General features: G+C 63.0%; 19 protein-coding genes. 6 read left to right on the forward strand and 13 right to left on the reverse strand.

Annotated elements, in window-relative coordinates; genetic code table 11:
* Positions 1-3,216 (reverse strand): efflux RND transporter permease subunit, encoded by a 3,216-nt coding sequence (locus ACT01B_RS12300; RefSeq protein ID WP_445143546.1) that lies wholly within the window; start codon positions 3,214-3,216, stop codon positions 1-3.
* Positions 3,217-3,430: 214 nt separating this feature from the next.
* Between ACT01B_RS12300 and ACT01B_RS12305 the strand changes: the two genes are divergently transcribed.
* Entirely contained in the window at positions 3,431-4,111 is a 681-nt protein-coding gene (locus ACT01B_RS12305) for a heavy metal response regulator transcription factor (RefSeq protein ID WP_445143547.1), read from the forward strand.
* Positions 4,111-5,514, forward strand: coding sequence for a heavy metal sensor histidine kinase (locus ACT01B_RS12310; RefSeq protein ID WP_445143548.1), 1,404 nt, complete (start codon positions 4,111-4,113; stop codon positions 5,512-5,514). The genes ACT01B_RS12305 and ACT01B_RS12310 overlap by 1 nt, the downstream gene beginning before the upstream one ends.
* Before the next feature lie 60 nt (positions 5,515-5,574).
* On the opposite strand, the gene ACT01B_RS12315 is transcribed toward ACT01B_RS12310, so the two are convergent.
* The 7 genes from ACT01B_RS12315 to ACT01B_RS12345 all read right to left on the reverse strand — a co-directional run bounded on the left by ACT01B_RS12315 (position 5,575) and on the right by ACT01B_RS12345 (position 13,496).
* On the reverse strand, positions 5,575-7,077 hold the full coding sequence (locus ACT01B_RS12315; protein ID WP_445143549.1) for an efflux transporter outer membrane subunit: 1,503 nt from the start codon (positions 7,075-7,077) through the stop codon (positions 5,575-5,577).
* 47 nt (positions 7,078-7,124) lie between these two features.
* On the reverse strand, positions 7,125-8,717 hold the full coding sequence (locus tag ACT01B_RS12320) for a DHA2 family efflux MFS transporter permease subunit (RefSeq protein WP_445143550.1): 1,593 nt from the start codon (positions 8,715-8,717) through the stop codon (positions 7,125-7,127).
* Positions 8,714-9,835, reverse strand: a complete 1,122-nt coding sequence (locus ACT01B_RS12325; RefSeq protein ID WP_445143551.1) for an HlyD family secretion protein — start codon at positions 9,833-9,835, stop codon at positions 8,714-8,716. Before ACT01B_RS12325 ends, ACT01B_RS12320 begins: the two co-directional genes overlap by 4 nt.
* Before the next feature lie 15 nt (positions 9,836-9,850).
* Positions 9,851-10,375 carry a winged helix-turn-helix transcriptional regulator gene (locus tag ACT01B_RS12330; protein WP_445143552.1) on the reverse strand — a complete coding sequence of 175 codons (525 nt, stop codon included), beginning with the start codon at positions 10,373-10,375 and terminating at the stop codon, positions 9,851-9,853.
* Positions 10,376-10,539: 164 nt separating this feature from the next.
* Positions 10,540-11,127 carry a TetR/AcrR family transcriptional regulator gene (locus ACT01B_RS12335; protein ID WP_445143553.1) on the reverse strand — a complete coding sequence of 196 codons (588 nt, stop codon included), beginning with the start codon at positions 11,125-11,127 and terminating at the stop codon, positions 10,540-10,542.
* Positions 11,128-11,159: 32 nt separating this feature from the next.
* Complete coding sequence (locus ACT01B_RS12340; protein ID WP_445147477.1) at positions 11,160-12,341, reverse strand: acetyl-CoA C-acyltransferase; 1,182 nt, start codon at positions 12,339-12,341, stop codon at positions 11,160-11,162.
* A gap of 279 nt (positions 12,342-12,620) precedes the next feature.
* Positions 12,621-13,496 (reverse strand): pirin family protein, encoded by an 876-nt coding sequence (locus tag ACT01B_RS12345; protein WP_445143554.1) that lies wholly within the window; start codon positions 13,494-13,496, stop codon positions 12,621-12,623.
* 130 nt (positions 13,497-13,626) lie between these two features.
* Between ACT01B_RS12345 and ACT01B_RS12350 the strand changes: the two genes are divergently transcribed.
* Positions 13,627-14,583 (forward strand): LysR family transcriptional regulator, encoded by a 957-nt coding sequence (locus tag ACT01B_RS12350; RefSeq protein ID WP_445143555.1) that lies wholly within the window; start codon positions 13,627-13,629, stop codon positions 14,581-14,583.
* Between the two features lie 19 nt (positions 14,584-14,602).
* Here ACT01B_RS12350 and ACT01B_RS12355 read toward each other — a convergent pair whose 3' ends face one another.
* A complete protein-coding gene (locus ACT01B_RS12355; RefSeq protein ID WP_445143556.1) occupies positions 14,603-15,577 on the reverse strand; it encodes a hypothetical protein in 975 nt (324 codons plus the stop codon).
* A gap of 340 nt (positions 15,578-15,917) precedes the next feature.
* Here ACT01B_RS12355 and tehA point away from each other — a divergent pair, with 340 nt between their 5' ends.
* A complete protein-coding gene (gene tehA / locus ACT01B_RS12360; RefSeq protein WP_445143557.1) occupies positions 15,918-16,892 on the forward strand; it encodes a dicarboxylate transporter/tellurite-resistance protein TehA in 975 nt (324 codons plus the stop codon).
* Between the two features lie 4 nt (positions 16,893-16,896).
* Here the strand turns inward: tehA and ACT01B_RS12365 are convergent, their stop codons facing one another.
* The gene (locus ACT01B_RS12365; RefSeq protein ID WP_445143558.1) at positions 16,897-17,748 is read right to left on the reverse strand and encodes a LysR family transcriptional regulator; all 852 of its coding nucleotides are present in this window, start codon (positions 17,746-17,748) and stop codon (positions 16,897-16,899) included.
* 151 nt (positions 17,749-17,899) lie between these two features.
* Between ACT01B_RS12365 and ACT01B_RS12370 the strand changes: the two genes are divergently transcribed.
* Positions 17,900-18,901 carry a zinc-dependent alcohol dehydrogenase family protein gene (locus ACT01B_RS12370; RefSeq protein WP_445143559.1) on the forward strand — a complete coding sequence of 334 codons (1,002 nt, stop codon included), beginning with the start codon at positions 17,900-17,902 and terminating at the stop codon, positions 18,899-18,901.
* A 36-nt stretch (positions 18,902-18,937) separates the two neighbouring features.
* On the opposite strand, the gene ACT01B_RS12375 is transcribed toward ACT01B_RS12370, so the two are convergent.
* The 3 genes from ACT01B_RS12375 to ACT01B_RS12385 all read right to left on the reverse strand — a co-directional run bounded on the left by ACT01B_RS12375 (position 18,938) and on the right by ACT01B_RS12385 (position 21,467).
* On the reverse strand, positions 18,938-20,317 hold the full coding sequence (locus ACT01B_RS12375; RefSeq protein WP_445143560.1) for an FAD-containing oxidoreductase: 1,380 nt from the start codon (positions 20,315-20,317) through the stop codon (positions 18,938-18,940).
* 113 nt (positions 20,318-20,430) lie between these two features.
* On the reverse strand, positions 20,431-20,796 hold the full coding sequence (locus ACT01B_RS12380) for a nuclear transport factor 2 family protein (RefSeq protein ID WP_445143561.1): 366 nt from the start codon (positions 20,794-20,796) through the stop codon (positions 20,431-20,433).
* Complete coding sequence (locus ACT01B_RS12385) at positions 20,793-21,467, reverse strand: DsbA family protein (RefSeq protein ID WP_445143562.1); 675 nt, start codon at positions 21,465-21,467, stop codon at positions 20,793-20,795. Before ACT01B_RS12385 ends, ACT01B_RS12380 begins: the two co-directional genes overlap by 4 nt.
* A gap of 152 nt (positions 21,468-21,619) precedes the next feature.
* Between ACT01B_RS12385 and ACT01B_RS12390 the strand changes: the two genes are divergently transcribed.
* Positions 21,620-22,528 carry a LysR substrate-binding domain-containing protein gene (locus ACT01B_RS12390; protein WP_445143563.1) on the forward strand — a complete coding sequence of 303 codons (909 nt, stop codon included), beginning with the start codon at positions 21,620-21,622 and terminating at the stop codon, positions 22,526-22,528.
* Positions 22,529-22,610: the final 82 nt, after the last annotated feature.

The raw sequence follows: 22,610 nt of genomic DNA on the forward strand, positions 1-22,610 counted from the left end.
TCAGGACGACGGATCGGTAGTAGCGACCAGCGCGCTGGTCCCGTAGGCGTCCTGGCGACGGCGTAGCCAGGCATGGACCGCTGCGAAGACCGCGGGGACGAACACCAGGGTTGCCACCGTGCCGAACAACAGGCCGCCGATCACCGCGCGTCCCAGTGGGGCGTTCTGCTCGCCGCCGTCGCCGAGGCCGATGGCCATGGGCAGCATGCCGATCAGCATCGCCAGTGCCGTCATCAGCACGGGCCTGAATCGGCCGCTCCCCGCGTCAAACGCGGCCTGCAAGGGCGAGGCGCCCTCATCGAGGCGATCGCGCGCAAAACTCACCACCAGGATGCTGTTGGCTGTCGCAATGCCAATGCACATGATCGAACCGGTGAGCGCCGGTACGCTGATCGTCGTGCGTGTAATGAACAGCATCCAGGCCATGCCCGCGAGCGCTCCTGGCAATCCACTGATGATGACCAGCGGATCGATCCACGACTGGAAGTTCACCACCATCAAGGCATAGACCAGCAACACGGCAAACGTCAGCCCGAGCAGCAATCCCTGGAACGAGGACTGCATGGTTTGCACTTCACCGCGCACCGAGATGCTGGATCCTGCCGGCAAATGCGCCCTGGCCATGGCGACCAGTCGATCGATGTCACCCGCTACCGCACCCAGGTCGCGTCCTTGTACGCCGGCAAAGATGTCGATCACCGGCTGCACGTTGTAGTGCGACACGACAGCGTCCTGGGAGGCACGCGTCAAGCTGCTGAGCGACCCGAGAATGGGAAGTACGCCACTCTGCTGAGCCGCGCTCGGCGCGCCTCCCGTGGTCAGAGGGATATTGCCAAGCGCCTGCAGTGAATCGATGGCGTACTGCGGCGCCTCGGTCGCCAGCGGGTAGCTCACGCCATTCTTGGGGTTCAACCAGAAATTGGGCGTGGTCTGGGAGCTGCCGGACAAGGCGATCAACAGGTTCTGGGCGATGGCTCGCTGCTCGAAGCCGGCCTCGATGGCCTTGGTACGGTCCACGTCCACGTTGATGGCGGGCGCATCGTCCGCTTGCTGGATGCGGGGATCGACCAGGCCTTGAACTTTGCGGAATTCGCCAAGCAGCTTTTCGGCGACCTGGCGGTTGGCTTCCTTGTCATTGCCCACAATCTGCACGTCAATCGGCGACGGTAAACCGAAGTCGAGCGTCTGACTGATGATGTCGGCGGGCAGGAACGAGAACGTGATGCCGGGGAACTCCCGATTCAGTCGGTCACGCAGCGCGGTTACATACTCCTCGGTCGGGCGATGCCCCGGCTTCAAGGTGATCAGGATGTCGGCATCTGCTGATCCCACCGGCAGCGACGAGTCATAGGTCATGTTGATGCCGCTCACCGGAAGGCCGATGTTGTCCAGCATGCTGCCAAGCGTCGACGCCGGAATGACCCCACGAATGCGCTGCTCGACCAGGTCGACCAGGCGTGCCGTCTGCTCGATGCGCGTCCCCGTGCGGGTGCGCATATGCAGGCGAATCTCGCCCGTGTCCGAGCTCGGGAAGAAATCGCGCCCGAGCACCGGAATCAGTAGCAATGAGCCAGCGCACACGATGGCGAAGGTCAAGGCGATACGACGCGGATTTTCGATGGCGAGCCTCAACACTCCCTGGTAACGACCGTGGAACGCCTCAAAGCCTTGTTCGAAGCGTTGCTGGAATCGGCGTAGCGCGTGCAGGCGTCCCGTTGCTTCGGCCGGATGCAGCGCTTCGTTCCGCAGCATGTACATCGCCAACGTCGGAATGAGCGCGCGCGAGAAGAAGTAGGACGCGAGCATCGCGAACACCACCGCCTCGGCCAAAGGTACGAACAAGTAGCGGGCAACACCCGACAGCAGGAACATCGGCAGGAATACGATGCAGATCGCTAGCGTCGACACCAGGGTGGGTAGTGCAATCTGGGCCGAGGCGTCGATGATCGCGTCCTTCAGCGATTTACCCAGGTCACGGTGATGGCTAATCGCCTCGATCGCGACCGTGGCGTCGTCGACCAGGATGCCCACAGCCAAGGCCAGGCCGCCCAAAGTCATGATGTTGATGGTCTGGCCGAGGGCCGATAGCGCGATCAGGGACGTCACGACCGAAAGCGGAATCGTCATGGCGATGATCAAGGTAGAGCGCCAACTGCCAAGGAAGAGCAGGATCATCAAGGCCGTCAGGCCGGCCGCGACCAGGCCCTCTCGAACCACGCCCTGAACAGCCGAGCTGACAAATACCGACTGGTCACCGACCGCCTTGATCTCAAGCGCCTTGGGCAGCCCGGCCGCAATCCTGGGCAACATGCCCTTGACCGCACCGATGATGTCGAGCGTGGAAGCGTCGCCGCTCTTTTCTACCTGAAGCAAGGCCGAGCGCGTCCCGTCCACGCGCACTATGTTCGTCTGCGGAGCGTAGCCATCGCGAACGGTCGCCACGTCACGCAAGTAGATCACGCCGCCAGGCGTCGCCTTGACGGGCATGAGATTGAGCCCATCCACGGTCGACGGGCTACCGTTGAGATTGACGTTGTATTCGAGCCCGCCGATCTTGGCGGTGCCGCCGGGCAGAATCAGGTTCTGCGCATTGACCGCGTTCACCACATCGAGCGGGGACAGTCCGCGTGCCTGCATGGCCTGCGGATCGATATCCACCATGATCTGCCGCACCTTGCCGCCGAACGGGAGTGGAATGGCGGCACCCTGCACGGTGGCCAGTTGCGTACGGATGAAGTTGTTGCCAAGGTCGTAGAGCTGCTGCTCCGGCAGGGAGTGGCTGGACAGGGCCAGCTGCAGGATCGGTACGGTGGACGCGTTGTAGGAGATCACCAGCGGCGGCAGCGTGCCCGGCGGCAGCACCCTGAGAATGGATTGGGCGTTGGCCGAAGCTTCGGCAATCGCGCGATTGATATCGGCGCCGGCATGGAAGTAGACCTTGATCACGGCCGTGCCGTTCACGGTCTGCGACTCGACGTGTTCGATGTTGTCCACGTCCGAGGTCAGCGCGCGCTCGTAAGGCGTGGTAATACGGTTGGCCATGTCATCGGCGGAGAAGCCGTTGAACGACCACACGATGCTCAAGACGGGAATATTGATATTGGGAAAGATGTCCGTTGGCGTGCGCAGGATCATCAACGGCCCAATCACGGCCAGCAGCAAGGCCAGGACGATGAAGGTATACGGCCGCCGTAGCGCCAGTTGGACGATCCACATATCGAAGTCCCTGGTCGGCCATGCTGGCCGATGCGTTTGGTTGCCTGGCTTGCGCAGCGCGACCGCGAGGGGTGAGGTCGACAGACGGCCGGGAATGGCGCAAGGCTAGGCCTGGGATGCTTGCCGGCGACTGACGATCACCTGACAATTTTGTAATCGTGGATCCGCGGCGTTCTGCGTATGATTCGAGCCAGCCAACGCGAGAGCCCCACTTATGCGTCTGCTTGTCATCGAGGACGAACGAAAGGCCGGCGAATACCTCAAGAAAGGGCTCGAGGAATCCGGCTTCACCGTGGACATTGCCTCCAACGGCATCGATGGGCTGCACCTTGCCCTGGAGGAGGATTACGCGCTGGTCGTACTCGACGTCATGCTCCCGGGCATGGACGGCTGGGCGGTACTCAAGAAGCTGCGCACAAAAAAAGACACGCCCGTGCTGCTGCTGACCGCCATGGATGAGCTGGAGGAGCGTGTCAAAGGCCTCGAGCTGGGTGGCGATGACTACATGGTCAAGCCCTTCGCCTTTGTCGAGTTGCTTGCCCGGATCCGCACCCTGCTGCGCCGAGGGCCACCGCGCGACATCGAGCATGTGCATGTCGGCGATCTCGAACTCGATGCCGTTCGGCGCCGCGTAAGGCGTGCCGGGCAACGTGTCGAGCTTACGCCGCGCGAGTTCTCCCTGCTGCAATTGCTGGCTCGCCGCCGTGGTGAGGTGCTGAGCCGCACGCAAATCGCGTCCTACGTGTGGGATATGAACTTCGACAGTGACACCAATGTGGTCGAGGTGGCGATTCGGCGCCTGCGCGCCAAAATCGACGATGGCCATGCGGTCAAGCTCATCCACACCGTCCGCGGCATGGGTTACGTCCTGGACGACGAGCTAGAGGACCACTGATGCGCCGGTTCTCACTGAGCGCCCGCCTGACCGGCACGTTTGTCGTGATCACGGCGGTGTGTTTCAGCGTCGCCGGATTTTTGCTGTACGAGGCCCTATCCAAACGCATTTACTCGCAGGATGAGACCAACCTCGTGCTGTCTGTCCGGCATCTTCGCCGCTTTGTCGCCGAACTGGAGTCCCCGGACGACCTGGTATTGCACCAGGATCGCCTGGTAGCGGGAATCCTCGGTGATACCGCCAACGCGCTACGCGTCGCACGCACCGATGGCCGCGCGCTGTTTGAGTACAATCCATCGAAGTTTCCCCTCCCATCGCAGAGCGCCGTTCCCGCCCACCAGCGCATAACCGTTCTCGACATCCGCTCGTGGCGTGGCCCGGACAACACGGACATTCGAGGTGTATCCGCCATCGCGACACTCAAGGACGGGACGCCGGTAAGTATCACGGTCGCCCGCTCCCTCGCTGATCGCGCTGCCCTACTCTCCCGCTATCGGCGCGATACCGCGATGGCCTTGCTGTCAGGGATGCTGGCAGCCGTTTTACTGAGCTATGTGCTCGTACGCCGGGCCTTGCGACCATTACGCGCGATGGCGGATAGCGCCGCAGCCATCACCGCCCAGCGACTCAGCACGCGCATGCCGCTCGAGGATGCGCCCACCGAGCTTCACGTCTTGGCCGTCGCCTTGAACGACATGCTGCGTCGGCTTGAAGAGGGGTTTGATCGCGTCTGGCAGTTCACCGTCGACCTTGCGCACGATCTGCGCACGCCCATCGGCAACCTGCGGGGAGCCAATGAGGTGGCGTTGGCTCGCCCTCGCGAAGCTGCGGAATATGAGGCCCTGCTCGGATCCAATATCGAGGAGTGCGATCGTGTCAGCCGGACGATTGAAAGCGTGCTGTTCCTGGCCCGCGCCGAGAGTCCCCAATATGCCCTGCAGCGTGTCGTCATCGATGCCAACCAGGAACTGCAACGGATCGCCGACTACTTCGAAGGCATTTCCTCCGACGCTGGCGTGATGATCCATATTGACGCGCAGGCGACCGTCTTTGCGGATCGCGACCTGTTCCGTCGAGCGGTAAGCAACCTCCTGTCGAACGCGCTGCGCTATACCGCGCCGGGCAAGACCATCGATGTCCTCGCCAGAAAAACCGAATATGGCGTGAGCCTGAGCGTGGAGAATCCCGGCCCCGGCATCGAGCCTGCACATCTGGACAAGCTGTTCGACCGGTTCTATCGGGTGGATCGCTCCCGCAGCAACTCGGCCACGTCCACCGGCCTGGGCCTGTCCATCGTCAAGAGCATCATGGAATTGCACGGAGGCGATGTCGTCGCCCAGAGCGAGTTGAACCAGACGACCCGGTTCACCCTGTTGTTTCCGCGTGTTTCGATACCTGAGTAATCAGTGCGCCGTCTCGGCACGGGCAAGAGGACAGACAAGCGCATTGAAGGATAAGAGCGCTCAGCGCGTGGCTACCGCGCCGTCGGCCGCAGGCGTTGGTGCATCGACTGCTCCCGGCCAGCCACCGCCCAAGGCACGGAACGTCGCCACCGCGGCGCGCGCATCGTCAGCGTGCACCCGGGCGAGCTGGTCGCGCGCGGCGAGCAGTTGCCGGTCTTCGTCGAGCACTTCGATCAGGCTGACCGCGCCGCCCTTGTAAGCATCCTGCGCCGCGCCGCGGGCCTGCTCGTGCGCAGCCACCTCTTGCGTGAGATCGCGATGCTGGACTTCCAGTTCGGCCAAGGCGGTGATCGCGTCCTCGACGTCCTCCGTGGCACGCAGCATCGACTGACGGTATTGCGCTAGCGCTTCGGCGTTGGCGCCCTTGGCTTGCGATACCTCGGCATCGATTCGCCCGAAGTCGAACAGCCGCCAATGCAAGCCGAGCATCGCCTGTGGCTGGAACGCGTCGGAGGAAAACAGCGAGCCGCTCTGCAGGCTCTCGAAGCCGAGCAGGCCGCCGAGCGAGGCCTTGGGGTAGTACTCGGCCACGGCCACGCCAATGCGGGCGTTGGACGCTGCCAGTCTGCGCTCGGCGGCGATCACGTCAGGACGGCGTCGCAGCAGCATGTCGGGGCCGCCCTGCGTGCCGATCGCGGGCACGCTGAAGGTCTGCGGGCTTTCGCGAAGTTCGCTGGCATACGTGCCAGGCGTCGCCCCCATCAAGACGTCGAGTCGATTCAGCTGTTGGGCCAGGGTGATGCGCAGCGGAGGCAAGGTAGCCTGCGCCTGCAGTACCAGCGCCTGGGCCTGGGCCGATTCGCGCGACGTCGCCAGTCCACCGGCAAGCCTGACCTTCACCAGCTCGAGCAATTGCGCCTCGGTGTCGATCTGCTGTCGCGCCAGGCGAATACGATCCTGCGCGCCGCGCACCTGGAAATAGGCGTCTGCCGCCTCGGCCGCCACTGAAACGCGCACGCCGTCCCGACTGGCCTCTGCGGCATCGGCCTCTGCCCTCGCCGCCTCGGCGCCGCGATGCAGACCACCGGCAAGGTCTAACTCCCAGCTGGCGCCTACACCGATATTTTCCAGCGTTTGCGAACGCGAGTAGCCCGGGTGCGCGCTGCCAAGTTCGCCGAGTGGACTCTTCAGGGACTGACGCTGTTTCAATACCTCGCCATCCAGGCTGCCCTGCGGAGCCAACTGCGCACCTGCCTCGCGTGCCGCGGCACGCGCCTGGTCGACGCGCGCCATGGACGCGGCAAGGTCCAGATTCTCGGCCAGGGCACGTTGAATGATGCGCGTGAGCTGCGGGTCATCGAAGCCCGCCCACCAGCTATCGAGCGCCGGTGCCGGCAGCGTGGTCGAGCGACTCGCCAGCACCGATTGCTCCACGTAATCCGCATGGGTTTGCAGATCGGGGCGCTGGTAGTCCGGACCCACCATACAACCGGCGAGACTGCCGACCGTTAGCGCCAAGACGAGCACACGCGAAACCGGAGAGGTCTTTGTTTGAAGGGACATGGGAATACTCCGAACGGAGTGAGACGGTGAGGAATACATCCGGGGCCTCAGTGCGCGTCCGCAGACGGCGCAGCCGGAGGAACCACTTTGTGCATCAACGGCACCATGGCCGTCGCCACGACGAAACAGAGCATGATCACCAGGAAGGCGTCGGCATACGACAGCGTCTGCGCCTCGCGATAAGCGAGCAGCCAAAGCTGGTGCAGCGCGCCATCATCCGTGCCATCGACGGCTTGCCCCAGTTCCGCGAGATGACCGCCCGCCTGCGCGAGCCACTGGCCCATGGCCTCGTTCGTGCTGTTGAGATGTTCGGCGATGCGATAGAAATGCAGATTGGTGCGGTCGTTGAGGATGGTGGCGCAGACGGCAATGCCGATGGCGCCGCCCAGGTTGCGCATCAGGTTGAACAGTCCGGAGGCCAGCTTTAGTCGCGACGGCGCCAGGCTGCCGAGGGTGAGCGTGACCGTCGGTGGGATCGCCAATTGCTGCGCCATGCCACGCAAGGCCTGCGGTAACAGCAACTCATGCGCACCCCAATCGTGAGTGATGGGCGTGAAGTCCCACATCGATATCGCGAACAGCGCCAATCCGGCCATCAAGATCCAGCGCAGATCGAAGCGTTGCGCCAGGTACGAATACAAAGGAATGGTGAGTATCTGGAACACGCCGGTCGAAAACACCGCCTCGCCGATTTCCAGCGCGCTGTAACCGCGCACGCGGCCAAGAAACAACGGGGTCAGGTAGATGGTGGCGAACAGCCCAATGCCACTGACGAATGAAAAGAAACAGCCGAGTGCGAAATTGCGATCGCGCAGTGCACGCAGGTCCACCACCGGGTGATCGTAGGTCAGGCTGCGCACGATAAAGCCTATGCCCGCCACGCCGGAGATCCATGCTGTGGTCAGGATTGTCGTATCGCTAAACCAGTTCCAGCGCGGCCCTTCTTCCAGCGTGTATTCAAGGCACCCGAGGAAGGCTGCGAGCAGCACCATGCCGATATAGTCGGCGCGGCGCAGCAAGGAAAGGTCGGGCGCATCGATATTCACCAGCATCGGCACAGCGACTGCAACGAAGATGCCCGGCACCAGGTTGATATAGAACAGCCAATGCCAGGACGAGTGGTCGGTGATCCAACCACCCAGGGTCGGACCCAGGGTCGGCGCCAGCGAGGCCAGGGCACCAATGGTGGCCGCGGCGACGACGCGTTGCTTGTTGTGGAAGAAGATGAAGGCCGTGGTGAAAACCAACGGAATCATCGAGCCACCCAGGAAGCCCTGGAGGGCCCGGAACACGATCATGCTCTGGATATTCCAGGCCACACCACAGAGCATGCTGGTCACGGTGAAACCGGCGGCAGAAGCCGCAAACAGCCAGCGCGTCGAAAACACCCGCGACAACCAGCCGGATAACGGAATCACCACGATCTCGGCAATCAGGTAGCTGGTCTGCACCCACGCGGTCTCATCCGTGCCAGCCGAAAGGCCGCCGCCGATATCCCGCAACGAAGCCGACACGATCTGGATATCCAGCAGCGCAATGAACATGCCTACGCACATGCTGGAAAACGCGAAAACCTTCTGCGCCATGCTCAAGGCCGACGGATCGATCGGCATCGCGTAGCGTGCGGCCGTGGTGCTCATGGGGTGCCAGCCAGCCGTGCAGCACGCGTATCGATATCAGCCACCACGGACAGGCCCGGGCGCAGCACGCCAAGTCCATCATCCTTCGGATCCAGCACGACGCGCACCGGCACGCGCTGCACGACCTTGGTGAAATTGCCGGTCGCGTTTTCCGGGGGGAGCACGCTGAATTGCGCGCCCGTGGCTGGCGCCAGGCTGGCCAGATGGCCGTGGAACACCTTGCCCGGCATGACATCCGCTCGAATCTCGACCACCTGACCGGCCTGCATGTGTGCCAATTGGTCTTCCTTGAAGTTGGCATCCACCCACAGACCATGCGCAGGCACCACGGAGAGCAGTTGCGTGCCGGCAGCAGCAAACGCGCCGACTCGTGCACGCCGATTACCGATCACCCCGTCAACCGGAGCGCGCAGCTCGGTGTAATTGACGTTGAGCTGCGCGATGTCCCGCTCCGCCTTGGCCTGCTGCAGTGCGGCCAGCGCCTGCTGCCTTTGCGAGGCGATCACGTCCAGCTGTCGCTGGGTGGCCACCTGCGCTGCGAGGGCCTTTTCGGTGTTTGCCTGGGCGGTCTTGTAGGTGGCGTCGGCGCGCTGCGCGCTTTCGACGGAAACGGCCGAACGACTGGAGAGATCGCGGTAACGCGTTTCGTCATCACGCGAGCGGACGAATTCCGCATCCGCAGCAGAGACACCGGCTTTCGCCTGGTTGATGACGGCCTGCTGCAAGCGCTCGCTAGCCTCGAGATTGCCCAACAAAGCCTCCTGGGCAGCTACGGCGCCGTCGGCCTTGGCCAGCGCAGCGCGGTAGTCGCGATCGTCGATCTTGACCAACAGGTCACCGGCATGAACGACCTGGTTGTCCGTCACCGCCAGTTGCGTGATGTAGCCGGACACCTTCGGACCGATGACGGTGACATCGCCACCGACATAGGCATCGTCCGTGCTTTCGATGAAGCGCCCCACGCCCCACCAGTGCACGCCGTAGATCACGCCGGCGACAAGGGCCACGCCGAGGGCGGCACGCAGTGCCAACTTGCGCCGACTTCGCGGTGCAGGGACAACGTCGGGTTCAATGTCGGGTGGAGCCTCGGCGCGCTTGACGACGGTGACGCTGCTCATGGGAAATCTCCAGCTCTAGTTTGGGAATGAGGTGTCGTCGCGGCGCCGTTCGCGGCGCTGGCGACTGAGTTCAATGCGGGCGCGCATGCGCTCATTGGCGGCAGGGCCTGCCTGAATGACGTAGCGTTCGCGCGATAGCCGCTCACCGGTATCTGCATCGACCAACACGGGCTCCACCACGCGCTGGGTGCGAACGTCGGTGAGGCGCGTGCTCACGCCTTCGGGTGCGAAGTGGTGATTGCCCCAGGCCATCAAGGCCAGCAGCACGGGGCGAAAGTCCTCCCCGGCCGGCGTGAGTAGGTATTCGTAACGCAGCGGGCGATCCTGGTAGGCACGGCGAGCAAGCAAGCCGCTGTCCACCAGCGCGCCAAGCCGTCGACTCAGCATATTGGGCGCGATGCCCAGACTCTGCTGGAACTCGTCGAAGCGGGTCATGCCGTAAAAGGCGTCCCGCAGGATCAACATGCTCCACCACTCGCCTACCCGCTCAAGGCTACGTGCGATGGGGCACTGCATGTCCTCGAAGCTTTTGCGCTGCATGGCCTGAGCCCCGCTGTCGCCGATAGAATGATGGTCATCATATTATCAGTGACTAGCGTCATGCAAGTAACTAGTTGTGAAGACAGCGTCAGGGCACGGACGTCGCCGCTAAGGCGGCGCAACGGGCCTATCACCCGCCGTTGCGCCGTCCCAGAGGGTGGGTGTTATGGCGCGGACTCGGCCAACGCGAGCGCCGCCCGGCGCCCATGACGGAGCAGCTCGTCCGACATGGCCTGGTCATTCACCGCGCGGGCCATGACAAGCGTGCCAACCAGCGTCGACATGACGGCCATGGCCATGCCGCGGCGTTGCTTCGGCGTCAGTTTTCCTGGTAGCACGCCGGCGATCAGCTCCGTGGTTTGCTCTGCGCCGTGGCTAAATGCCTCTCTCAGCGACACCGGCCCTCGAGCAATTTCAGCAGAGAGCGCGGCCGCGACGCATCCCTCCGCCACTTCGTTGCGGTGTGCCGCACTGAGATAGCTGTCGATGAGCGCCTCGATGCCGCCGTGCTTCGAACGTTCGAGCGCCTTGCGCAAACGCTCATAAGTCCCCTGCCAGGCGAGCGCAATCGCCTCGCGGACGAGATCGTCCTTGGATTCGAAGTGATTATAGAAACCACCTTGCGTGAGCCCGATGTCGCTCATCAGGTTGGCCACGCCGACGGCGGCAATGCCTTCCTCCCGAAAGCGCGAGGCGGCGGTCTCGATGATCCGCTTGCGGGTGGCTTCTTTATGACCCTTGTCGTAACGCATGGCTTAACTCCTTCGATTCAACATCCGATCCGTCACGCCTCCAACTCAATGGCAATCGCCGTGGCCTCGCCACCACCGATGCACAGGGAGGCTATACCGCGACGGCCGCCAGTACGGCGCAAGGCATGCAGCAGCGTCACGATCAGGCGCGCGCCAGTAGCGCCGATCGGGTGACCGAGCGCGCATGCGCCGCCATGCACGTTGATCTTATCGCGCGGAATGCCCAGTTCCTTCGCCGCCATCATCGGAACCACGGCAAACGCCTCGTTGATCTCGAAGAGGTCGACACTGTCAGTACTCCAATCCAGGGTCCGCAGTAGCTTCTGGATCGCGGGAATCGGCGCCGTGGTGTACCAGGCCGGCTCTTGCGAGTGCGTCGCGTGGCCCTGGATCGTGGCGAGGATGGTCAAGCCAGCCTGCTCGGCGATCGAGCGTCGGGTCAGGATCAGGGCTGCTGCACCATCGGCATTGGCCGACGCACTTGCCGCGGTAATCGTCCCATCGGTGCGGAAGGCCGGCTTGAGCGAGGGGATCTTCTCGGCAGATACTTTCTGCGGGTGCTCGTCGTTCTCGATCCATACGCTGCCGTTCTTCGTCGGCAACTCTACGGGCACGATTTCATCGCGAAATGCCCCCGTCGCGATCGCTTGCTGGGCACGCCGCAGGGTCTCGATGGCCCATGTATCTTGCTCGTCGCGGCCGAATCCATAAGCCTTGGCGGCCACTTCACCGAAGTCGCCCATCGGTCGCCCCGTCTCGTAGGCGTCCTCCAAACCGTCGCGCATCATGTGGTCAATGATCTGATCGTGGCCAACTCGGTAACCGGTGCGTGCCTTGTTGAGCAGATAGGGCGCGCCCGACATGGATTCCATGCCGCCGGCCACCACCACGTTCGCCGACCCGGCGCGAATAAGGTCATGCCCCAGCATCACCGCCTTCATCCCGGAACCGCAGACTTTGTTGATGGTCGTCGAGCCTACCGAGTCCGGCAGTCCAGCGGCACGCGAGGCCTGACGTGCCGGTGCCTGCCCTTGCCCCGCGGGCAAGACACATCCCATCAGCACTTCATCCACGGCGGACGGAGCTACGCCGGCCCTGGCGATCGCTGCGCCGATGGCCAGGGAGCCGAGTTTGTGCGCGGGCTGACTGGCCAGTTCTCCCAGGAAGCGACCGAGAGGGGTGCGCACAGCGGAAACGATGACAACGGGATCGATAGTGTTCATGGGAATCTTTCGTCGAGTGGGGGTGGTTGTTGCGTGGAGCGTCATGACTGTGGACGCGACTTCCCAACGACTCGATCAACCGGTTGAACACCGCGCTGAACCCGGCCGAGGGGCTCGCCACGACCATAATATGATGACTGTAATTTTATATTAAAGGGGTTGTACGAACCGTAGCCGCGCGCCCATCGCAAATCCAACGACCGCCAGCCCGCCGGTGCGGGCTTCCAGCAACTGGCCGACCCGACGCAAGGCGTCGGGTCGTGTAGCGGCTCAGCGTAGCCGCCCCTTGGCGAATAGCTGCTCACCGATTTTCTGAATGCGCGCTTCGCCCTCGTGGAGTGCTACGTCGTTGGTATGCACCGAGTAATAGCCGAGCACCAGGTCATGCGGATGCTTGATGGCAGAACCCAGCACAAACTCGGTGTCCGTCCCCGCCTGGAAAAGGATGGCGTCCTCCGACTCCTCGAACGCGACCATGTCTCCCGTGTCCAGCCTATCGGTTGCGACAAGCTGTCCTTCGCTAACGGCAGCCCATGCCACGGTGTGGTCCTTGGGCGGCTGATACCGCCAGGACTCGCCCGCCTGCAATTTCACCGACAGATAGTTCATCGGCGAGGGCGACTCAATGCTGCCAACAGCGGCTCCATAGCGGCCAAGAAGTACCGTGACAGGCCCATCGCTCTGCAGGTGTTGCGGCTCCAGGTAGACGCTTTCCGAAGGGCCTAGCTCGAGTTCGGGCGGCAACGCCACCCAGAGCTGAAAGCCCCGCACGCGCTCATCGTCGTCGCCGAAATTGCCTCCATGCCAGGCGCCGCCACCGGCGCGCATCCATTCCATGTGCCGATTCGAGATCTGCCCGCGGCGGCCCATGGTGTCCTCGTAGTTCACCGTGCCATCGAAGAGCCAAGTAAGGGTCGCAATCCCCGAATGCGGATGCAGGCCATAGTCACCACCCTTGGGCTTGGCGACACCCTGCGTGTCGACGCGGTCCAGAAACACAAAGGGCTTCAGCAGCTCGCCCAGATCAGACGGACTCATCAACCGGACCACCGGCCCGTGCTGGCGGCCGCGCGTGCGCCCGACGATACGTCGTACGGTGGCCGCTTCCTGAGGTATCGCACACGGCAGCGTGGCGGACGAATTCATGGTGTTCTCCACAACAAGATTGAGGCACGTCGAGCCCCTGTTGTAGCAAGCTATGGTCACCCGTCCGCAGCGTGTAGTTGGCCCCCGTGGATTTGATAAATCCAAAAACCGGATCAATGGAAGCTTCCTCATGCTTGACCTGAACGACGTCGCCTTGTTTGTCCACGTCGTGCGCGGCGGCAGCTTCGCTGCGGCAGCGCGCCAGCTTGGAATGCCCTCAAATACGGTCAGTCGCCACATCCAGGCGCTGGAGCAGCAGCTCGGCGTGCGCCTCCTGCAGCGGTCGACGCGGCGACTGACGCTGACCGATGCCGGATCAAACTTCTACGCGCGAAGCGCCGACCAGATCCAGGCCTTGGCCGACGCCGCCCAGGAAGTCGGCGAGGCCGGCCAGCGGGCCAGCGGCAAGGTGCGCGTCGCGGCGCCCGCCGATTTCTTCCGCTGGTTCCCGGTGGCCTGGATGGGCGACTTCCTCGCAGCCCATCCGAAGGTTCGACTGGAGTTTGTCCTCGGCGACGACAAGGCCGACTTGATCGCTCAAGGCATCGATGTCGCGATACGCGCCGGCATGGAACTGGAACCAACGCTGGTCGCGCGCCAGATCGGAACCTTCCATTCGACCTTGGTGGCGAGTCCGGACTACCTGGCTGGACGCGGACTGCCGGCCTCGGTGGCAGCGCTGGCAAGTCACGATTGCATCGTCCTGCCGCGTGCCTCAGGTACCGCGGTGTGGCAACTGACCGGACCAGAAGGCGTACAGGAGGTCGAAGTGACTGGCCGCTTTCACGCAAACACCATCCAGGTGCTGCTCGATGCCACGCTGGCGGGGCTGGGCATCAGCCTGCTGCCGTCACTCATCACGGCCCCCTACGTTCGTGATGGCGAACTCGTCGAGCTCCTTCCCGGGCACGGCACGGATGGCTTGGGTATCCATATCGTCTACCTGAGCCGGCGACAGTTGCCTCGTGCCGTGACGGCGTTCGTCGAGTTCACCATGAAAAAAATGCTCGACGAGGGGCTCGTGCTGCCGGCCCCAGCGCCGCCGGCTCCCGGGATACACAGTGCATCGGAAGCTTCTTCGCGCTGACGTCCTGGCTGCAACGCGATCAACCTCGATGCGGCGAAGCGGTGATGGAGCGTCGGAGCGCCGCCAGAGGTGCGCCGTCGTCGAAGCGAATCTCGCCATCGACTTCGGATACACCCAGCCGCTGCAAGGCGCGGTCGAGATCGACGCGAACCGGACGGTCCTTCATTGCGGCGTACGAGCTTGCCAGAACATCGAGCCGCACGGCCGCGTCGCCTGCCGCCAGCATTCGCTCGACCTCCCAATAGGTGGTGTTGCCACCGGACGCCCGATTGATCGCACGTAGCGCGTCCCGGAGCCGGTAGCGCCCCGCGCTCCGCTCGTATATGGCGATTTCCGCGAGCAGCCAGAACATGGCACCGCCCCAATACGTTCGACCCCAGGTATGCGTGTGATCGAGACCCTGGTCGTCGGGGCCGGGCTGCCCCTTGGACATGTCTTCAACCGCCCATCGCCAGACCACCTGTGGCGCCAGTTGCCCTGCCTGCGCACGCGCGATCGGCTCGACATAGGTGGCGTTACCCTCCAGCAGCCATTCACTACGCCTCGGCACGTTCGGCAAGGCGAGATGAACCATCTCGTGGACCAGTACCCAGTCGTTCCGGAACATGGCGTCACTGGCCGCGGTGCCCGCATGCACGCGCATGGCCGAGCTGTCGAAGCCGTAGGTCGTCGCCGGGCCGATTCGTTCACCGTCCTCAGCGATGACCAGCAGGCCAACGCGCTCTACCGGGAAGCGGCCGAAATAGGTGGAGACGGCGACGGCACTGCGCTGGATCCAGGACGCAACGCGTTCGCGATTCAAGCCAGGTGAGCCATCTGCGAATACCACGAAGATGTCGCCGCCGCCGACAGCAAGTTTCAGATCGGGGCGACCGCGCAATGCCGCATAGACATCGCGTGTATCGCCATAGCTTTGAGCACCGATCGCAATGCACGGCAGGGATGCAACGGCGACGCCGCCGGCTATGGCCTGAAGAAATTGCCTGCGCTTCATCCTGTTCGACCCAAGTCCACATCCGCCGCAAGGCGTGTCCTCTTAGGGGCAACCTGATGCTTGCTCACCCGAAGGACCGAAAAGAGCAAGAGCATGGCACCGTGGTACGCAAGGTATCGTCAATGCTGCGGGGCCTGCGGCCTTCGAATCCTAAGTTACATTTTACCTTACATATACTTGATAAATATTTGTATTTCAAACGTTTTCACGATTCACATGTAGCCAGACCCACACCCCGAGGCAGTTCGACGGCCGGTGCAAGTGTTGCCATAGAATGAGGCGGCTGTTCGGATGACGCGCAAAGCGCGTTCCCTTGACTCTCTCTTATCGGGACACGTCCATGAGCAGTCTCAAGGCAATACCAGCCTCCTTCTTCGGCATGGTGCTCGGCATCATCGGGCTGGGTGGCAGCTGGCGCATGGCAGGCCGGATATGGTCCGTTCCACTTGCCATCGGGGAAGGCATCATGTTGTTTGGCGCCCTGGTCTGGGGCGTGCTGATCGTGCTGTACGTGGTCAAGTGGACCTTGGCCCGCGAACGGGCCTTGGCGGAAGCGCGCGACGCCGTGCAATGCTGTTTTATTGGCCTGGCGCTTGCCACGTTTTCGCTGATGGCGCTGGCGATAGCGCCTTACCAGCATGGACTGGCGATCGGCCTGTGGATTTTCGGCAGCGCGAGCCAGCTCGCCTTCGGCCTGTTTCGCTCCGGTGGCATGTGGCGTGGCGGTCGCGATCTGGCGACGGTGACGCCGATTCTGTTTCTGCCCACCGTGGCCGGCAATTTCATTTGCGCGATCGCGGCCGGCGTGCTGGGCGAGCCGAGTTGGGGCGTGCTGTTCTTCGGCGTCGGCTTCTTCAACTGGGTGGTCATGGAGTCGGTGATCCTGTTCCGCCTGTGGATGGGCCCACCGCTCAATGAGCCTCTGCGCCCTGTCATAGGCATTCAGCTCGCCCCGCCCGTGGTGGGCTCGTTGGCCTATCTTGCGAACACGCAAGGTGTACCGGATCTTTTCGCGCAGGCGATGTGGGGCTACGGTGCGTTCCAGCTGTTGATGCTGCTGCGCCTGGCGCCGTGGATTACGCGGCAGCCCTTCGCGGCCTCCTACTGGGCCTTCAGCTTCGGTATCACCGCACTCTCCACCAGCGCCCTGCAAATGGTGTCGCGTGGCGTCACCGGGGCCATTGCCATGCTCGCCCTGCCCGCCTTCGTGCTCGCCAATGCGGCGATGGCCGTACTGCTCGTGGGCAGCCTCTGGAGATTGACGCAGGGTCGCTTATTGCCGCCTGTTCCCGCCATGCCGGCACCGAGTCCGTAACGCTTCAATTCGCCAGTCGATCGAGCACCATGTCCAGCAATGCACGCAAGCGAGCGAGACGTCGCAGATCACGGTGATAGCCGACCCAGGTATCGCGAGACGGAGGGTCTTCGCCAAGCTCAATACGCTCGAGCCCAGCAAAGCTGTCGCCCAGAGGTCGAGGCAACACAGCCACGCCGACGCCCTGGGCACACATCTGGGCCTGGATCACGCGGGCATTGCTCCTCAAAACGACGTGCGCATGGGGCAGCATGCGTCGCAGCCAGGCAACGTCCGGCATGCTGGCGAACGCCGTATCCATGGTAAGCAGGGCGGCATCCGTACCGTCCCCTGCCCGCGGATGCGCCGAGCCTACGCGTGTATAGAGGCCATACGGCATGGACAGCAGTTTGCGCGACACGATGTCCGGTTCTTCAAAAGGCTTGATGCGAAAAGCCAGGTCGGCCTCACGGCGGGAAAGGTTCAAGAACCGCGAATCGGTCAGCAGTTCGATCGTCACGTGTGGATGTGCGTGCGCAAAATCCGCCAGCACGGGCGTCAATACGTAGGCGCCGAACCAATCCGACGAGGTGATTCTCAGCAAACCATCGAGAACCTGCTCCTGCCCGGCCAACTGTCGCTCGAATGCCAGGGCTTCCTCCTCCATGCGTTCCGCATGATTGAGCACCGCTGCACCTTCATCAGTCATCACGAAGCCGTCGTTCGTACGCTGGAACAGTTTCTGTCCCACCGCCTCTTCCAGCGCGCGCAATCGTCGACCCATGGTCGGCTGGGTCTGCCCCAGTTTGCGGGCCGCAGCACCGAGCGTTCCCTCGCGGGCAATCGCCAGAAAGACACGAAGGTCGTCCCATTCCATAACCACCTCCTGTCGCCAAGAGTCATGATGGCCTGGACAGACGTGAAGGTCAGGTCATGCATTTCTGCATGAATAGAATGCGACTTCGTTGGTTTCCATGCGAATGGAATGGGCATAGCGTAGCGGCAGTTCCTTCATCGAGAAATTGGCCATGACCACGCCCAGGCAAATGCGCGCCGCCCTGCTGGAAACCCACGGAGGGGCGTTCCGCCATGCCACGATCGCCCGTCCGGTGGCCGGCCCGGGACAGGTACTTGTGCGCGTCAAGGCGAGTGGCGTCAATCCGCTGGATCTCAAGATTCGCAGCGGCGCGGCCGATCACGCCAGACATCCGCTGCCGGCGATCCTGGGGATCGATCTGGCGGGCGTGATCGTCTCCATAGGCCCGGGTGTGACGACGTTTCGTACCGGCGACGAGGTCTACGGCATGACGGGCGGCGTCGGCGGCGTGCAGGGATCGCTGGCTGAGTATGCCGCCGTCGATGCCGACCTGCTGGCGCTCAAGCCCGCCAACTTCAGCATGCGTGAAGCCGCCTCCATGCCGCTGGCCTTCATTACGGCGTGGGAAGGTCTGGTCGACCGTGCGAACGTGCATGCGGGACAGACGGTGCTGGTGCAAGGCGGCGCCGGCGGTGTGGGCAGCGTGGTGATCCAGCTTGCGCGCGCGCTCGATGCCACCGTGTTCGCCACGGTTTCCGCTGCCCGTACCGAGGTCATTGCCCGCCTGGCAGCAACGCCGATTGATCATGCGCAGTACGCGGTCGACGACTACGTCGCGATCCATACGTTGGGCCGTGGCTTCGACATCGTCTATGACACCGCAGGCGGCGCGAGCCTGGATGCCTCCTTCAAGGCCGTAAAGCGCTTTGGCCACGTGGTCAGCGCACTGGGCTGGGGCACGCATGCGCTCGCACCGCTGTCGTTCCGCGCTGCCACCTATTCAGGCGTGTTCACCTTGCTGCCGTTGTTGACGGGCGAAGGCAGGGCGCATCACGGCGAGATCCTGCGCGAGGCCACGCGGCTTGCCGAAATGGGCAAGCTGGTCCCGCGGATCGACCCGCGCCGCTTCGATCTGACCTCCGTCGGCGACGCCCACGAACTGCTGGAGTCAGGCCAGGCGCAGGGAAAAGTCGTCGTCGACGTCACGGGTTAGTAGCGACGTCGCCAGCGACAGATCAACGGAACCCCTTCAGCCCGCCTTGGTCAGGCTCTGTAGCGTAGTCGGCAGCAACTCCGCGACCGTTGGATGGATATGTACGGCGTGCGTCACGCTGCGATACGGCGCCTTGGCGTACATGATGTCCAGCAGGCAATGAATCGCCTCGTCGCCATTCACGCCAAGGATGGCGGCGCCAAGCAATTGCTCAGTGCTTCCATCCACGATCACCTTCATGAAGCCGAGGGTTTCGCCGCGTTCGACGGCGCGTCCTACGCGCGCCATCGGGCGCACGCCGACACGCACGTCATGGCCGCTGCGCAAGGCTTCCTGCTCGGTCAGACCGATGCGCCCCAAGGGAGGATCAATAAATAAGGCATAGGCCGGGATGCGGTCGGAAATGCGGCGCGGCTCGCTGTCCAGCACATTGGCGGCGACGATCTCGTAATCGTTGTACGAGGTATGCGTGAACGCGCCCTTGCCGTTGCAATCACCCATGGCCCATATGCCTTCGACATTGGTGCGGCACTGGTCGTCCACCACGATGTAGCCATGCGCGTCCGTGGCCACGCCGGCCTTGTCCAGGCCCAGCGTATCGGTATTGGGTTGCCGACCGACGGCGAGCAGGATGTGCGTGCCACGCACTTCCATGCGCGGATCCGCACATCGGGCCACCACGCTCACGTCGCCGGCCTCGCCATGCAGTTCAATGCACTCCGCGGCCAGGTGCAGGGTAATGCCCTCGCCCTGCAGGATATCCACGATGGCAGCCGATACCTCAGGATCCTCGCGCGGCAGCAGGCGCTCGCTGCGCTCGACAATGCTCACCTCGGCACCGAAACGGCGAAACATCTGCCCGAACTCCAGCCCTATATAGCTGCCTCCCACGATCACCAGGTGCCGTGGAAGCTCACGCAGATCAAGCACCCCTACGTTGGTCAGGTAAGGCACGGTATTGACGCCGGGAAAATCCGGCATGACCGCGCGACCTCCGACATTGAGGAAAATCTCATTGGCTTCGATCAACTCGTCACCGACGCGCAGGCCATGCGCCGATTCGAAGGTTGCGTGCCCACGCAACAAGCTGACATTGGGCATGCCGGCCAGCCAGCTCTCTACATTGCCGCGCGAACGGTCGGAGATGCCACGCGTACGCTGCCAGACTCGCTGCATGTCCACGCTCACGCCACTGCCGTGGTCGACGCCATAGTCCGTCGCGCGACGCCCCATGTGCGCCACATAGGCGCTTGCCACCATCGACTTCGTGGGAATGCAACCTGTATTGACGCAGGTGCCACCCACCAGCTTACGCTCGACCACGGCCACCTTGCGGCCCGACTTGCCCAGGCGTTCCGCCAACGACGGGCCCGCCTGCCCCGCCCCTACGACAACTGCATCGAATCGCTGCCCCATCACACTCACTCCAAGGAGGGATCGGGCGAGCGTGGCACCATGGGACGCAAGGAACCGTCAATACGCGCCCCACCGCCTGGGGTGCCGCTGGGCCAGCCTTGAAGGCGGCGCCCTCAGGACTCGATATTGCCAAATAGCTTGTGGACGATGATCCATCGGCCGTCCTGCTTCAGCAGCGTCAGCACGTTGAAATACCGCTGTCCAAGCATCTCAAGGCGTGCGGTTACGCTAGCCACGCCATCGAGCACTTCGATCGTGATGGCGCTCATGGCCTGTCGCTCGCCTAGCGCATGCGGGCTCTGCCGAGAGGCAACAGCAAGAATGTATTCCTCGGCCGAGCGCACGCGCAGCTGACCTTGCACGTTGTCCGTCACGTTCGCTGCCGGATGGAACACGCTGCGCAGGCCATCGGCGTTTCCCGTATAGATACTGTCGAAGTAGGTATGCATGACCCCGAGGACTGCATCATGGCTGCTCATGCGTGCTGGACTCTCTTGTTGGTGGTGCCGCGCACCGACGTGTTGATACTGGCTTCAATCAGCGCGCGAAGCTCCCTGGCGCCGACGAAACCCGTGACCAGGTTGTACAGTCTGCTCTCATCTTGCAGAAGAAGTGTGGGGAAGCTGGAAATGCCCCATGCACGCGCTTGCTGGAAGTCCTCATGCGTGGCCGTGACGGTTTCCCGCGCCCGCCACGCGGCAAGAAACGCCTCGGCCGTGGTCGCACATCCCATGCCGGTCATCGCCTCCGCCACCAGTCCTGCCAGCACCTCGCCGTCAGTGACATCGAGCCCGTTGGCATAGAAGCCGTGCTGGATCGCTCGGAACACACTCAACTGGTCGATCGATGGAACCATCAAGCGGGCTGCCACGACAGCCCGGCAAGCCGGCTCAGTGTCGTAGACGAAGCCCGTGCGTGCTTTGAAAGTCTCGCGGTCAAACGGCAATCCGCTCGCCGCCTCAACCCGCGACCAGTGACCCAATCGAAATTCGCGCTGGGCCAGGGTCAGTGGTTCTGTCGCACCTGCGCCGACACCGCCGACAACAATTTCCAGGGATGTTTCAGGAAACGCACCCTGCACCTCGGCCAATGGCTTGCTGAAGCCGTAACACCAGGAACACATCGGGTCGCCGACAAAGATCAGTTTCATGTAATTAATCCAGGACGTGTGGATAGAAGTCGTCTGTCATGCCGGCGCCAGGATTGGAGCCCACCCATTGACTAGGCCAGCACTCTATTTGTGCGCTGATCGTGGATAAATATGGTTCAATGCAATTCATTTGATGCACGGTGTAACAGATCATGCCCCGGCGCTTCGACGATATGGCACTCGGCAGCATCGAGCTATTTTGTCTGGCCGCCGAGCTTGGCGGCTTCACGGCGGCCGCGACCACGGCAGGCGTGACGCCGGCGGCGGTCAGTCGATCGGTCGCCAGGCTCGAAGAGCGCATGGGCGTACGCCTCTTCGTACGGACGACCCGACACATGCGCCTGACCGATGCGGGTCGCGTGTACTACGAACAGTGTCGTCAGGCGCTCGATCAGCTGTTGGAAGCAGAAAGAGTGGCCGCCGGTGAGCAACTGCATCCGGTCGGGACGCTGCGCATCAGCGCGCCGACCACGTACGCGCACTACCGACTGCTCCCCTTGCTTCCGGAATTTCGCGAGCGTCATCCCGACGTACGTGTCGAGATCCATGTCGGCAACCGGAACGTGGATTTTTCCGAAGAAGGGTTTGATCTGGCCATCCGCGTCCGCTCACCCGGAGATTCTGGCCTTATCGTGCGCCATCTGGAAGATGCGGCACTCGTCGTGGTCGGTTCCCCCGGATATCTTTCTGGCCGCGGCACACCGATGAGCCTGGATGATTTACGCCAACACGACTGCATCCAGTTCGACCTGCCCAGTAGCGGCCGCCGGATCGCCTGGTTGTTCAGGGACAAGGGCAACGACATCGAACTTGGCACCGATGGTGGCTACTCCATTTCCGAAGATGTGCTGGGCGGGGTGACGCTTGCCCGCCATGGTGCCGGGCTGTTTCAAACCTACCGCTTCATCGTGGAAGACGATCTGCGCGAAGGGCGACTCATCGAAGTCTTGCAGGAAGCCTCTGGGCGCTCGCGGCCGTTCAACCTGCTCTATCCATCAAGCCGACACGTGCCGTTTCGCGTGCGCAGTTTCATCGACTTCCTGATCCACAAGATGACCTGAGTCATCGCGCCAACCGGCTTGTTACATTGCGTATCAACAGAAGTGCCATAAACCCCATTTATGCGCTGGCCTGAACGCACAT

It is taken from the genome of Dyella sp. Tek66A03 (genome assembly GCF_052567735.1).

Excerpts from the sequence above, each read along its gene's own strand:
- ACT01B_RS12375 (WP_445143560.1), bottom strand. The coding sequence starts at position 20,317 with ATGGGGCAGCGATTCGATGCAGTTGTCGTAGGGGCGGGGCAGGCGGGC.
- ACT01B_RS12335 (WP_445143553.1), bottom strand. The coding sequence starts at position 11,127 with ATGCGTTACGACAAGGGTCATAAAGAAGCCACCCGCAAGCGGATCATC.
- ACT01B_RS12345 (WP_445143554.1), bottom strand. The coding sequence starts at position 13,496 with ATGAATTCGTCCGCCACGCTGCCGTGTGCGATACCTCAGGAAGCGGCC.
- ACT01B_RS12370 (WP_445143559.1), top strand. The coding sequence starts at position 17,900 with ATGACCACGCCCAGGCAAATGCGCGCCGCCCTGCTGGAAACCCACGGA.
- ACT01B_RS12385 (WP_445143562.1), bottom strand. The coding sequence starts at position 21,467 with ATGAAACTGATCTTTGTCGGCGACCCGATGTGTTCCTGGTGTTACGGC.
- ACT01B_RS12325 (WP_445143551.1), bottom strand. The coding sequence starts at position 9,835 with ATGAGCAGCGTCACCGTCGTCAAGCGCGCCGAGGCTCCACCCGACATT.
- ACT01B_RS12380 (WP_445143561.1), bottom strand. The coding sequence starts at position 20,796 with ATGAGCAGCCATGATGCAGTCCTCGGGGTCATGCATACCTACTTCGAC.
- ACT01B_RS12330 (WP_445143552.1), bottom strand. The coding sequence starts at position 10,375 with ATGCAGCGCAAAAGCTTCGAGGACATGCAGTGCCCCATCGCACGTAGC.
- ACT01B_RS12310 (WP_445143548.1), top strand. The coding sequence starts at position 4,111 with ATGCGCCGGTTCTCACTGAGCGCCCGCCTGACCGGCACGTTTGTCGTG.
- ACT01B_RS12300 (WP_445143546.1), bottom strand. The coding sequence starts at position 3,216 with ATGTGGATCGTCCAACTGGCGCTACGGCGGCCGTATACCTTCATCGTC.
- ACT01B_RS12390 (WP_445143563.1), top strand. The coding sequence starts at position 21,620 with ATGCCCCGGCGCTTCGACGATATGGCACTCGGCAGCATCGAGCTATTT.
- ACT01B_RS12355 (WP_445143556.1), bottom strand. The coding sequence starts at position 15,577 with ATGAAGCGCAGGCAATTTCTTCAGGCCATAGCCGGCGGCGTCGCCGTT.
- ACT01B_RS12365 (WP_445143558.1), bottom strand. The coding sequence starts at position 17,748 with ATGGAATGGGACGACCTTCGTGTCTTTCTGGCGATTGCCCGCGAGGGA.
- ACT01B_RS12320 (WP_445143550.1), bottom strand. The coding sequence starts at position 8,717 with ATGAGCACCACGGCCGCACGCTACGCGATGCCGATCGATCCGTCGGCC.
- ACT01B_RS12350 (WP_445143555.1), top strand. The coding sequence starts at position 13,627 with ATGCTTGACCTGAACGACGTCGCCTTGTTTGTCCACGTCGTGCGCGGC.
- tehA (WP_445143557.1), top strand. The coding sequence starts at position 15,918 with ATGAGCAGTCTCAAGGCAATACCAGCCTCCTTCTTCGGCATGGTGCTC.
- ACT01B_RS12305 (WP_445143547.1), top strand. The coding sequence starts at position 3,431 with ATGCGTCTGCTTGTCATCGAGGACGAACGAAAGGCCGGCGAATACCTC.
- ACT01B_RS12315 (WP_445143549.1), bottom strand. The coding sequence starts at position 7,077 with ATGTCCCTTCAAACAAAGACCTCTCCGGTTTCGCGTGTGCTCGTCTTG.